Annotated in this window: 9 protein-coding genes; 5 read left to right on the forward strand and 4 right to left on the reverse strand. The window is 33.5% G+C overall.

Annotated elements, in window-relative coordinates:
• Window positions 1–425: 425 nt before the first annotated feature.
• Window positions 426–1,766, reverse strand: a complete 1,341-nt coding sequence (locus tag HMPREF2811_RS07250; protein WP_071408763.1) for a DUF1189 family protein — start codon at window positions 1,764–1,766, stop codon at window positions 426–428.
• A complete protein-coding gene (locus HMPREF2811_RS07255) occupies window positions 1,747–4,428 on the reverse strand; it encodes a YfhO family protein (protein WP_071408764.1) in 2,682 nt (893 codons plus the stop codon). The genes HMPREF2811_RS07250 and HMPREF2811_RS07255 overlap by 20 nt, the downstream gene beginning before the upstream one ends.
• Before the next feature lie 187 nt (window positions 4,429–4,615).
• On the opposite strand from HMPREF2811_RS07255, the gene HMPREF2811_RS07260 reads away from it, so the two are divergent.
• Both HMPREF2811_RS07260 and rny read left to right on the forward strand, forming a co-directional pair.
• Window positions 4,616–6,727, forward strand: a complete 2,112-nt coding sequence (locus HMPREF2811_RS07260; RefSeq protein ID WP_071408765.1) for a peptidoglycan D,D-transpeptidase FtsI family protein — start codon at window positions 4,616–4,618, stop codon at window positions 6,725–6,727.
• A 234-nt stretch (window positions 6,728–6,961) separates the two neighbouring features.
• Window positions 6,962–8,521 carry a ribonuclease Y gene (gene rny, locus HMPREF2811_RS07265; RefSeq protein ID WP_066126761.1) on the forward strand — a complete coding sequence of 520 codons (1,560 nt, stop codon included), beginning with the start codon at window positions 6,962–6,964 and terminating at the stop codon, window positions 8,519–8,521.
• Between the two features lie 402 nt (window positions 8,522–8,923).
• On the opposite strand, the gene HMPREF2811_RS07270 is transcribed toward rny, so the two are convergent.
• Together HMPREF2811_RS07270 and HMPREF2811_RS07275 are read right to left on the reverse strand one after the other, a co-directional pair.
• Window positions 8,924–10,156, reverse strand: coding sequence for an MFS transporter (locus HMPREF2811_RS07270; protein ID WP_071408766.1), 1,233 nt, complete (start codon window positions 10,154–10,156; stop codon window positions 8,924–8,926).
• 3 nt (window positions 10,157–10,159) lie between these two features.
• Window positions 10,160–10,957, reverse strand: a complete 798-nt coding sequence (locus tag HMPREF2811_RS07275; protein ID WP_071408767.1) for a zinc dependent phospholipase C family protein — start codon at window positions 10,955–10,957, stop codon at window positions 10,160–10,162.
• A gap of 227 nt (window positions 10,958–11,184) precedes the next feature.
• On the opposite strand from HMPREF2811_RS07275, the gene HMPREF2811_RS07280 reads away from it, so the two are divergent.
• The 3 genes from HMPREF2811_RS07280 to HMPREF2811_RS07290 are packed head-to-tail and all read left to right on the forward strand — an operon-like array spanning window position 11,185 to window position 13,423.
• Window positions 11,185–11,778 carry an NfeD family protein gene (locus HMPREF2811_RS07280; protein WP_066126755.1) on the forward strand — a complete coding sequence of 198 codons (594 nt, stop codon included), beginning with the start codon at window positions 11,185–11,187 and terminating at the stop codon, window positions 11,776–11,778.
• 52 nt (window positions 11,779–11,830) lie between these two features.
• Entirely contained in the window at window positions 11,831–12,817 is a 987-nt protein-coding gene (gene floA / locus HMPREF2811_RS07285; protein WP_066126753.1) for a flotillin-like protein FloA, read from the forward strand.
• A gap of 12 nt (window positions 12,818–12,829) precedes the next feature.
• A complete protein-coding gene (locus HMPREF2811_RS07290) occupies window positions 12,830–13,423 on the forward strand; it encodes a hypothetical protein (RefSeq protein ID WP_071408768.1) in 594 nt (197 codons plus the stop codon).
• Window positions 13,424–13,495: the final 72 nt, after the last annotated feature.

The following is a 13,495-nucleotide window of genomic DNA, read 5'->3' on the forward strand; positions in this document are numbered from 1 at the left end:
TCAAGATTATGTTCAATCTCATTAAGACGCAGATTGAGGCCACTTCACCACTGGGCTATTAATTAGCAAGCCATCACTTATTTTCTATCTTTGATGACAATATTATGTAACAAATAAAAAACACGTTGAGCACTTGATTTTGTGTGTTCAACGTGTTTTTGTCCGATTAGGATTTATTTTCGGTGGTAGGCAAGAAGTAGTCATTAAAATGATTTCCACTAAATTTGCCACTCCACCACTGCTTTTTAATTAGCGCGCAATAACTTGACTGGATTTACAATGTTGATGCTTTACCTCTTTATGACGCCGTTTGAGACCACTCGACTCAGCGCTTTTTATTAACGAGCAATTACTTGATTGAATATCTTAAGTTATTGTCCAAGTGCTCATTTGCTTGATTTGATCAATTATTTGTCTAATGTATATTATTCTTTTTCAATAGAGTCAGCTTCTTCATCCTGATCAATGTTTGTCATAGAATTATTAGACGATATTTCTTTAGAGTTATCATTAGGTGCTGTGTCATCTGAATCAGTCGGGTCTTCATTCGCGTTATGATGAGGTGCTGTGTCATCAGATTGAGTCAGATTTTCATTCGTATTATCTTTGTGTGTATCATCGTCTGATTGTGACACTTTATCTTGTTGGTTGGTTTCGTCTTTAGTTTTTTCTTTAGCTAAACGTTCTTCGTATTGACGTTTTATTTTGGCTAAAGCTTCTTCTTTGGTATCAATTGGTTTTAAATCGTTAAAATAGGGATCGACGTCTTTGACAATGTCATGACGTTTCAATTTATTAAACTCATCACCGGTAAAAATATCAGGTGAGATAATGATTTTTTTTGGATTATCATCATCTTTTTCCATACGATTTTCAGGTTCAATATAATCAAGCTCTGGGAAATAATTATTGAACTTTGATAGATCTCCGGGCTTTTCTTCAGTAAGACTTAATAAAAACTCTTTAACAAAAAGGGTATGACGTATTACCATTTGGTAAAGGTAAATCATCAAGAAAACACCTAATGCAAAAAAGCTACCGACAAAACCCGGAACAAAGATTTTCACAATTTGAATTAAAACATAAGGTGCAAAGCTAATTGCCATCGTCAATTTAATCCGTTGCCAAAAACTAAAGGGTGTTGAGATACGATGATTTAAACCAGTCGTCACAAGTGTGAGTAGTAATATTAACAATACATATGTTAGTAAGTTGACCACAAAATAACTAATCCATTGTGAAAAGAGTGTAATGTAAGGATGTTCATTCAAGGCATTTAATAAACGGATTAAAGTTGCTTTCGAAACAAAACCTGACTCTGTCTCACTTAAACGATAAAATTGCCCGCCAACCTTAGCAAAAGCACTGTTTTTAAACAGATAAAGATTGATAAAGGTATTGGAATCAATGGCTTTTGCTTTGTCCTTTTCGAGTGTAATATCATCTAATTGTTTGTTAGATTCAATCGAATCATCAATAACCAATTGAAAATTTTTCGAACGATAATAAAGTGGTTTTTCATTTTCAGCGAGTTGTAATTGGCCATTAATATATTGATATTCCGGAACAAAAGTAGCAGCATTGGCTATATTTTGTGAAATTTCATTAAAATAAGATTGAGTTCCAATCGTCATTGACGTGGCCGCTATCATGATCGCGACGATGGCTAGGTGGCGTAATTGTCTAAATTTCACCGCAATGATTTGAATAAATAAACGTGGTTCTTTATAGGCTTTCAATAAAAATTTAAAGATGTTTTTCTTCATTTAAATCTCCATTCTTTTTATAAATATAAACTGATAATTGAATAAGACATACAATTCCTAATCCAATAATACTAAGTATCGTACCATACTTAATTGACTTAGGTAAATAATTTAATTCTATTTGATGTTCACCTTGAGTTAAGTCAATGGATAATAAAGTATTATTAAGCACGGAATGGGTTTGAACAATGTTCCCATCGACTTTTACTTGCCAGTTTTCATCATATGGGATAGTAAATAGTAACTGACCAGTTGTTTGTTTAAAGTCTATCTTACCACGAATCGTTGTATTTGAAAAATGTTCGATATTAAATAGATTGGTTTGTTTAGATTGTACCATTTGTTGGTAACGCTCATTATCAAACTCATAAAGTGCGATTTGATTAGCTTTTAATTCTTCTTCTAATAAAGTAACCTCAAAAAGATGAGTCTGATTTTTTTGCTGAAAAGCAGCATTAGTCACTTGTCTTTGTCTAAAAGGGGAACTGAAATGATAGTCGAATTTATCTAACGTTAGTTTGACATTTTCATGATCATATTGGCTAGGCAATGTAAAGTAATAGGGATTATCTGATTCAGTTTTAAATTGATATTGGATTGTTCCTTTTTCTTTTTCTAAGACATCGTTAATAAAAGAATGATAGGTAAAATAGTTGCCTTCGGTTTTATCCGTGATACTCACATTAATTAAATTGGTCTGTGCCAATGCTTTTTTGATGAAATAAGGTTGTCCTGAACCTTCGAAATCAATTAATCTCAATAATAGCTCTTGATTTGCGATAGGATCATGTTTTTTAAAGGTACTAGAATCATCAAGAATTTGATTTGACACTTCAATACCCAAACCAAATCGTTGCTCATTTTCATAAACATTAACCCGTTGATAGTGCTTCACTAAAGAGTATTGTTGCACATCAAAATCACTAGTGCGTGCAGAAAGTGAATATTGTTCATCGGTCAGTTGTTCATTGGCTTCGATATTGGCTTCCAATAAATATTTAATATTAAAAAAGTCATCTGTGAAGAGAGTGCCATTGGCATAGGTAGCATTGCCGCTCGTTTCAGGTAAACCTAAATAGCCAAATAAACTGTTAGTCGCAGCTTCAATCGTTGAACTAAAATTATCTAATCCATAATAATGTGCAAAGAAAGCTTCGTCTTTTGTGCGAGCAAAATTTTTATGAATACGATAAAATTCATTTTGCGATGGTTTTAATGGTGTGGTTGTTTCTACTAAAAGATGGGTATAGTCTTGATATTTACTTTGATCGACATAGCTCATTTGTTGGATAATCTGAACGCCATTAATAAATAAATCGATTACTACCACCATAACCAAAACGATTTCTTTATAGTGCCATGTCATACTATTCGTTTCAAATAATAAAATGAGAATAAAAGCAAAGATCATTGTTAATAAAATATTATGAGTTGTAAGATAAAAATAGTCTGCTTGATGCATTAAATAATAAAAGCAAAAACTACTAAATAAAACAATTATGATTAAGGTTTGCAAAATAGTAGGTTGCTTAAATTTTATTAACGGCACCGTCTCAAGAGCTAAGTAAATCATGAAAAAGGTAATTAGAAATGAATAACGATAAGGGTACCAAATTGGGTCTTGACCCCCATGAAAAAGCTGGTTAGGCACTTTAAAATATAAATTGATTGCGAAAAACAGTAGGATGATGAATGCTGTTATTTTTTGAGAAAGTTTGATTTCTTTGTTTATAAAATAAAAGACAAATAAAATAAGAATGAGGGCACCGGCATATAAGGGTGGCGCACCTTCCTTAATTTCATCAAAAATAAAACTGCTTGAAAATAATTTTGAAATTAAAGTCATCCCATCCATCGTTGTTTCAAAAGACCATTCAAAATTGCTATTGGCGCCTTTACTGGTTAATAAATAGTAAAAAGCAGGAACGAGAGTAATACCGGCTAAACTAGTAGCTAATAAAGAAGTTCCTACAAATTTAAGATATTGAATGATTCTGTTTTTAAATGAAACGCCTTCTGTTGCCGATAATAAGTAAATTGTAAAGAGACTTAAAAAGATGCAAATCATATAACCGATATAGTAATTAATCATGAGCATCGCTGTTAAAGCAATCAGATAATGTAGATAAGAAGTTCCTTTTAGAAGCTTATCAAGACCAATCACAATAATCGGCAGCAAGATGAGGCCATCTAACCACATAATATTTAAGGCATAAACCATAGTGTAGCTCATAAAAGCATAGCTTAAACTAAAACTCAGACTCATTAGCATTGAAGCTTTAAATTGATAGCGACAGCAATACATAAAACTTAAACTCATCGCTAGTAGTTTTAAATAAGTAATTATTGTTACAGCTAAATCTAATTGTTCTTGTTTAAAAAGCAAAAAAATCAGGTTAAAAGGACTCATTAAATAATAAGCCCATAAACCAATCATTTCACCGCCAATACTTTTTTGAAAACTATAGATGAAAAGAGAAGGGTCTTTTAATAGCGCTTGTCGATAGGCACTATAGAAATCAATATATTGTTGACCTAAATCAATTGTTAACATTGTCTTATGGCCAAAAGGAATAAAATTAAAAATAATAGCAATACAAGAAAAAATTGAAGTAAAGACTAGAAAGTTAATAAAATAAGGTATAAATGATTTGGATTTCAAGGTTTTTTTTCCTCCAAAATAGAATATCTATATTATAGCAAAACACTACTTAATCAACAATTATCAGTTAAATTCATGAAAAGTTCATCAAAAGATAATAATATTTTATTCCCCAAAGATTAAATAGTTTGTTATAATGGTAAATGATTATTCTGAATCAAAATAAGTAACAGAATTGAGTGACACTATGGCTAAATACAAATTGAAAAAAAATAAGAATAATTCACATATTCCCAAACGCTTAAATATTTTGTTTTTTGCAGCATTTTTAAGTTTTGCGGCATTATTTGTGAGATTAGGATATTTACAACTTTATAAAGGGGACACCTTCTTGTCGATGGTACAAAAGACAGAATCGACCTTAACGACAGGTTCAGTACCACGAGGCATGATTTATGACAGCCAAGGCCGAATCTTGGTGGGGAATCATCCTGAAATGGCAATACTTTTCACGCGTGATACCGATTCAAAAGTTGCCCCTTCAGATTTAGTGGACTTAGCACGTAAATTAGCTTCTTTAATTGATATTCCAACTCAAGGATTATCTGAGCGTGATTTAAAAGATTATTTTATTATCAATAATGAATCAACGGTTAATAGTCGACTCACTAAAGAGCAAAAGCAATTAACGGGTTCAGCCTTTTATAAAGAACAATTAAATGCCGTGAAATCAGAAGAATTAAATTATTCTGATGGTGAGAAAAAGGTAATAGCTTTATTTAAAAACATGAATAGTGCTTATGCATTATCAACGGTAACAGTAAAAAACCAAAATGTGACGCCACAAGAAATTGCACGTGTCAGTGAACAATTAGGTTCTTTACCTGGCATTTCGATTGGTACCGATTGGCAACGAACGTATCCTCAAAATGGTTTATTACGTTCCATCTTAGGTCAAGTTTCAACAGAACAGCGCGGACTCCCTAGCGAAAGAGCTAATGAATTAATAGCTAAAGGTTATGCGATGAATGACCGTGTAGGAATTTCGTTTTTAGAACAACAATATGAAGATGTATTACGAGGAACTAAATCCATTTCAACAGTCGTAACCGATTCGACCGATGACATTTTATCAAATCAACAAATTTTTGAGGGTTCTAAAGGCGATAATCTGGTATTAACGATTGATACAGCCTTCAATGCAAAATTAGACCAAATTGCTGAAAATGCCTTGAAAAACATGGACAATCAAGGATTAAATGACCGTGTTTATATCGTCGCAATGGATCCTAATAATGGTGATATTTTAGGTATTGCTGGTAAAAAGTTTGAATATGATGAAAATACCGACTCTTATACGGGTAAAATTATCGATGATGCCCTAGGTGCTATTAATACAAGTTACGGAATGGGGTCGTCTGTAAAACCGGCAATGGTTGCTATGGGATATTTAACCGGAGTCATAAACACAACCAACAATACCATCGTCGATGAACCTATGAAATTCCAAGCCTCTCAAGAAAAAAGTTCCGTTTTTAACCGTACTGGAGAAGTACCGATTACAGACATTCAAGCCTTACAATTATCATCTAACATTTACATGATTAAGATGGCGATGATGATTGGTGGACAATCTAGTTGGGAACAAAACGGTCAATTAACGATTTCACCTGATACTATTAATATTATGCGTAAGTATTTTGCAGAGTTTGGTTTAGGAACTCAAACCGGTATTGATTTACCAAGTGAATCAGAAGGATACACGCCTTATAGTTCCCAATTAGTATCGGCTCTTGATTTATCTTATGGACAGTTTGACTTATATACACCATTACAAATGGCTCAATATGTTTCAACGATTGCGAATAATGGTATCCGTTATTCACCAAGATTAGTGAAAGAAATACGGAGTACAGATGCCAATGGTGAATTAGGTGGCGTAAAAACTTCGATTGATCCTAAAGTAATGAATGTGGTCCAATTACCAAATGAAGCATTTGATCGTATACACGAAGGGATGTACCAAGTGTCCCATACGGATCAAGGGACAGCACGTTACTATTTCTTAAATTATCCAGTCAAAGTCGGTTCTAAGACAGGGACTACCGAAGCTTTTTATTCTGGACCTATTCAATATGCACAAAACCAACCGGTAACGAATGCGACATTTATCGGTTATGCGCCATATGATAATCCAGAGATTGCGATTACTGTTGTTGTACCATATTTAGAAGAAGCGGCCACTGGGCGCCAAAGTACCCATATTGCTCATCAAGTCATGAATGCTTACTTTGAAATGCAGGCTGAGACGAAAGATACGATCAAAACATATATGGAAGCTCACCCAGAGTTAGAATAGTATCATATAGAAGATTATAAAAATATCGTAATATAAGAGATTTACTAAGAACGTAGGTTTTTGCTAAATCTCTTTTTTGATCTTATCAGTATCATGGAGGCTTATATTAAATCAATTGACAATTAATATAATAAAGACTAAAATAAAAGATGTGTGAAAGCACATTTTTTAATTATTTAACTTCAATTTTTTTGAAATGAAATAAAATATAATAATGATACGGAGGTGACTCTTATGGACTTAGTGTCAATCGCCTTCGCTATCGTTGCTTTAATAATCGGATTAGTTTTAGGGATTTTTATTCAAAAGAAAAATGATGAAAAACGTGTCGATGGCGCAAAAGCAAATGCAGAAGCCATTGTGGATGATGCGATTAAACAAGCGCAAAATCTAAAACGTGAAGCATTATTTGAAGCGAAGGAAGATAACTTAAAGTTCCGTAATGAGGTTGAACAAGAATTAAAAGAACGACGCAATGAAGCAACTAGATTAGAACAACGTTTGATGCAAAAAGAAGAAAATTTAGACATCAAAAGTAACAATCTAGATAAGCGCGAATTAAATCTTGAGAAAAAAGAAACGGAATATACCAAACGCCAAGAAGCAATATCTGAAAAAGAAAAACAAGTTCAAGTATTAATCGATGAACAAAAGCTTGAATTAGAAAGAGTAGCGACTCTTTCAAGACAAGATGCCAGAGAGATTATTATGTCTGAGACTGAACAAGAATTATCTAATGAAATTGCTATTATGGTCAGAGATTCAGAACAAAAAGCCAAAGATGAAGCAGATCGTAATGCTAAAAACATTATTTTACAAGCTATTCAAAAATCTGCAACTGATTTAGTAGCTGAGAATACTGTGACCGTTGTACACTTACCAAGTGATGACTTGAAAGGACGCATTATCGGGCGTGAAGGACGTAATATTCGCACATTAGAAAGTTTAACTGGTATCGATTTAATTATTGACGATACACCAGATACTGTCGTCTTAAGTGGGTTTGATCCAATCAGACGACAAATTGCTAAAATTGCCTTAGAGCGATTAATTCAAGATGGACGTATTCATCCTGCTAGAATTGAAGAAATGGTGGATCGTGCGCGTAAAGAAATTGATGAAAAAGTACGTGAAATTGGTGAAGAAGCAACATTTGACGTTGGCGTACATTCGCTTCATCCAGACATCATTAAAATTTTAGGACGCTTGTCATTTAGAACTAGTTATGGACAAAACGTTTTAAAACATAGTATTGAAGTAGCTAAATTAGCGGGAGTGATGGCTGGAGAATTAGGCGAAGACGTTGCTATGGCCAAAAGAGCAGGACTTTTACACGATTTAGGTAAAGCACTTGACCATGAAATCGAAGGATCTCACGTTGAAATTGGTGCCGAAATCGCCAATAAATACCACGAACCTGAAATTGTAGTAAATTCAATCGCATCTCATCATGGTGATACTGAACCGACCTCACCAATTGCAGTATTAGTAGCTGCTGCTGATGCCTTATCTGCCGCAAGACCAGGTGCAAGAAGTGAATCACTTGAAAACTATATTCGTCGTCTAGAGAAATTAGAAGAAATTTCTAACAGCTATGATGGTGTTTCTCATAGTTATGCTATTCAAGCTGGGCGTGAAGTCAGAGTAATGGTAAAACCACAAGAGTTAAATGATGCTCAAGCGATCAAAGTTGCGCGAGATATCAAAAATAGAATTGAAGCAGAAATGAATTATCCAGGAAATATTAAAGTGACGGTTATACGCGAAACGCGTGCTGTTGAGTATGCAAAATAAATCGAAGAATTGAGACGGGAAGAACAGTAGTTCTAATCCCGTCTTTTTTTGAAACATTAAGTTAGTAACCAATTTAGGAGCTAACGTAAGTCATATTAACTGTTGTAGACAAATGGGTGCTATCTTTTTTAGTAGAACAATCAAATCTTATCCTTGTTATCACTCTATGAAAGAGGTATTAACTTGACAATTCTAAAAATGAAAATTAAAGCTTTTAATCCCATGTGGACGATTATGAAAGAGCAATGAAATGAATGAATTTTTCGAGATTATGTTCAAACTTGTTAAGACGCAGTTTGATGCCACTCAACCACTGCCCTTGAATTAAATAGATATGCCTGAACAGAATTTTAAAAGTTTTTGCGCAGCCTCAACACTTGTGGTTTCTCGTGCCGCAAATGATTATTTTGCCACGGGTTCTTTTAGTGAAAGATTTAAAATAATGAAACCAGCAATAAATAAAAACGTTAATGATGCCACGGCATATTGTTGATTACCAGTAAAAGACGTAATTAAAGAAACGATTAACGTTCCAAATATTGAAGCACCTTTTCCACAGATGTCAAAGATACCAAAATATTCTCCTGATTTTTCATTAGGAATGATTTTAGCAAAATAGGAACGTGATAATGCTTGAATTGCTCCTTGGAACATCCCAACCGCAATTGCTAGAATCCAAAACTCATATAATTGATCCAATTGAATGGCATATAATGCGATTAAACCATAAGCAATAATACAGATTTTTATTAAGGTTTCTGTTTTATATTGATGAGAAATTTTTGAAAAATAGAGTGCAGCTGGAAATGCTACTAATTGCGTAACTAATAAAGCTAAAATTAAACCGGTGGAATCTAAACCTAAAGAAGTACCATAAGCTGTAGCCATATTAATAATTGTATAGACACCGTCAATATAAAAGAAGAATGATAATAAAAACAGACTGATTTTACGGTCTTTAATAATTTGCTGTAAGGTTGCCCATAATTGTTGGAACACTTGATTGGCGTTATTTTCAGTGTTGATATGTTTTTGTTCATAGGTTTTAAGGAGTGGAATTGAAAATAAGAACCACCATAAAGCGTTAATTACAAATGCAGCAATCGTAGCATGAAAAGTTGAGATACCAAGCATGTCTTTACCAAAAATTATCGCGATACTAATGACAAAAGGAATCGTACTACCGACATATCCCCAAGCATAACCATGAGAGGAAATACGATCCATCCGTTCAGGAGTGGTAACATCGGTTAACATACTGTCATAGAAAACTAAAGATGAATTATAAAAGACCTTCGTTAAAACATAGGCAATGAGAAAAGATAACCAATGTTGAAAGAATGGCATTAAGATACAACCAATTGAACCGAAAACTAACATTATTGTGAACCAGCGTTTACGATGACCGTGACTATCCGATTTGGCCCCTAAAATAGGCCCTAAGATTCCAACGATAATCGTGCTAATAGTGACGGCATAACCCCAATACGAAAAATAGACATCTTCTGATAAACCCTTATTCTCAGCTAAAGTATTGAAGACAATCGGAATGATAGTAGTAGCTAATAGGGTAAAAGCACTATTTCCAACATCATATAAAATCCAATTTTTTTCTAATTTTGTTAAATCTTTCATAGTTTATTCTCCATCATAATTTATTTTAAATGCATCAGCCAACGCGTGTCCGTTCATTAAATATTGAAATACATTATCAATTAAAGCCGGGGACTTGTTCAAGGTAGTTTCAAAAATAACATCCAATTGAGGATTAGCAGTCGCCGCTTCCTTAAAAGGAGTTTGCAAGATAATGAGAGACTTAAAGTTAGAAAACCCAGTAAAATTAAGTAAAGATATTAAAAAATTCTCTTTAATTTGTGATTCGCTATGAAAAAACCACTTAATATAACGAAAGAAACGAATACCTAAATTAACATTTTGTGGTGTTCCTTTTCGGTAATGAGTATAAAATTTGGGTATTACCGTTTTAAAACCTGGCTCTTTCGCAATAAGATTTTCTAGTTTGAATTTAAAGGGATTTTTCTGGTCTTTGATTAAATAGTAACGGTCCAATTCTGTTTCAACATTTAAGTGAGAAAATTCTCCTTCACTTAGTTGATTTACAAGTGGATGTATATTTGAATCAAGCAAGTAGTGACAAAGACTGCCAATAAAATAAGCCATCTCAGGGGAATTCCATTCGCAATCGTGGAGCATCTCTTTTTGATTCTCAATAAAATTTATCCCAGACTCTTTATGAATAATCATTCCAGGGCTATCTGGTTTCATCAAGGTTAAAGGATTAAAGAAAAAAATATCTGGGCCTTGTTGACCTAATAAATAATAATCTCGATGTGTTTCGGCAATAATTTTATATTGCTCAGGTAGTAATTCAAGCAATTGTAAACCAAAGCGATGATGGGTATAAATACTGGCCATAGAATCAATCCTTCCATATATTATAATAAATTAATCATAACACGATTTAGTCGTCGATAGATAGAATAGATTGTAAACAAAGTGTAAATTTGAATAGAAAAAAAGAAGCATACAAATTGAAAAACGTAAATGATAATATTTATTAATAAGTATAGGAAAGAAGGGTTATTATTACAGGTTTTTAAAAAAATTTGTTATAATATTGTCAATAAGTGAGGTGAGGATAAATGATTTGGCTATTTTTGGGAACAGCGCTTTTAACGCTAGCGTTATTTTTAAAATTTAAATGGCTAAATGTTGTAGTGGCTGTCGGTCTTTTTGCAGTATATTTTGATGTATTGAATCAACCGATTTTCGATTATATTATTTTTCTAATCGGGGTGGCATTTTTAATTATTGAATTGTATATTCCGGATTTTGGCATTGTGGGTATTTTAGGTGTTATCACCATTATCTACTCATTAGCTGAACAAGTCAGAGATATTCCTGATTTAATTTTATTACTATTAGCACTAGTAGGTTTGGTATTAGCAGTAAGTTTTATAGCTTATCAAGCGGGATTAACATTACAAATCTCACCTCAATTTGTTTTAAATAAAGCAATTGGCAAACAGGTTGATGAAGATACTTTAGTTAGCTATGGTAAATTAATAAATGAAACAGGTCTCGTTATCGAAGATTTAAGACCAGTTGGTAAAATTAAATTAGACTCAGATCAACAAGTTTACGAAGTGATGAGTGAAGAAGGTATGCTTGAAGCTAGTCAGCCTGTATACATTTCAAGGGTCAAAGGGACCCAGCTTTATGTGAGAAAAAATTGATAGTTAAATGATTGCTTAGAAAAATAGATGAATAGTAAAAGGAGTGGAAAAAATGGGAGAAACAACCATCGTTTCGATAGTTATTATTGCTGTTTTGGCGATAATATTTATTGCTTTGTTCTTTAGATTTGTACCAGTAGGATTATGGATTACAGCCTATTTCTCTGGTGTGAAAGTTGGGATTGGGAATTTAGTTGGGATGCGTCTACGACGAGTTGTACCCTCATATATCATTACCCCCCTTATAAAAGCAACTAAAGCCGGTTTAAAAATCAGTACAGATGAACTTGAAGCACACTATTTAGCGGGCGGTAATATTAATTTAGTAGTCGATGCACTAATTGCCGCTCAAAGAGCTAATATTGATTTAGAATTTGAGCAAGCAGCAGCTATTGATTTAGCAGGGCGTAATGTTTTTGAAGCAGTACAGGTCTCCGTTAATCCTAAAGTAATTGAAACACCAATCATTGCTGGGGTTGCGATGGATGGTATTGAAGTAAAAGCAAAAGCTAAAGTAACAGTGAGAGCTAATATTGAGCGTTTAGTTGGGGGTGCTGGTGAAGAAACTATCATTGCCCGTGTTGGAGAGGGGATTGTAACGACCGTTGGTAGTGCGCCAAAACATTCAATCGTTTTAGAAAATCCAGACTCTATTTCGCAAACTATTTTAAGAAAAGGATTGGATTCCGGTACCGCATTTGAAATTCTATCGATTGATATCGCGGACGTGGATGTAGGTCGTAATATAGGAGCAAAATTACAAGCAGATCAAGCAATTGCCGATAAGAAGATTGCACAAGCCAAAGCCGAAGAACGTCGTGCCTTCGCTGTTGCTCAAGAACAAGAGATGTTGGCCGAAGTTCAGCGTATGAGAGCTAAAGTAGTAGAGGCTGAATCAGAAGTTCCTTTAGCTATTGCTGAAGCATTCAAAAAAGGTAATTTAGGTGTAATGGACTATTATCAAATGCAAAATATAAAATCAGATACTGCGATGCGTGATTCAATTGCCAATCCAACTATTCAAAATGAAAATGAATAGGGGCGATGAACCATGGAAATATTTCTATTGATTCTCATCTACTTTTGGTTTATTAATACTAAATCAAAAGAAAAAAAGTTTGATATAGTAAAAAAGCTGGAAGTTGATGAAGAAAAGTTAAGTGAAAAAACCAAAAATGCGATTGAAGCAGCCGAACGTTCGATGAATCAACTAAAAAGCAATTTAAAAGAAAACCAAAAAAAAGAAACAAAGAAAAATAGAAAAAGAAAGGTTTTAGAAGAGTTCGCGATTGATAGTGAAATGAAACAACTTTCTATAGACGAAGATCAATCCTTGATGGATGAATTAGAAAGCGACGAAAATATAACACTTGTCAATCAATCGTTGAATCATGAATCGTTAGACGCTAGAGATTCAGAAGAAGAATCAATCGAAGACTATTTAACAAAGGATATTGATTATTTCGAGTCAATGGCAGATGATTTAATTGAAGATGAAGAAGATACACTACAAGTGGAAAGAACAAAGCATCATCAATTTAAACAGCATCCGTATCAACGAATGTTACGATCTGGTAAAGTTAAAGACGCTATCGTCATGAGCGAAATAATGAGACGGCCACAAGACCGAAAACAACGTAAATAAGACCTAAAAACCGATTACGATTCGAAGTAATCGGTTTTTTTGAAAAAAATGTAAAAATAAAGTAAAAAAGGT

The organism is Globicatella sp. HMSC072A10 (genome assembly GCF_001811625.1).
In the GTDB taxonomy this organism is placed as follows: domain Bacteria; phylum Bacillota; class Bacilli; order Lactobacillales; family Aerococcaceae; genus Globicatella; species Globicatella sanguinis.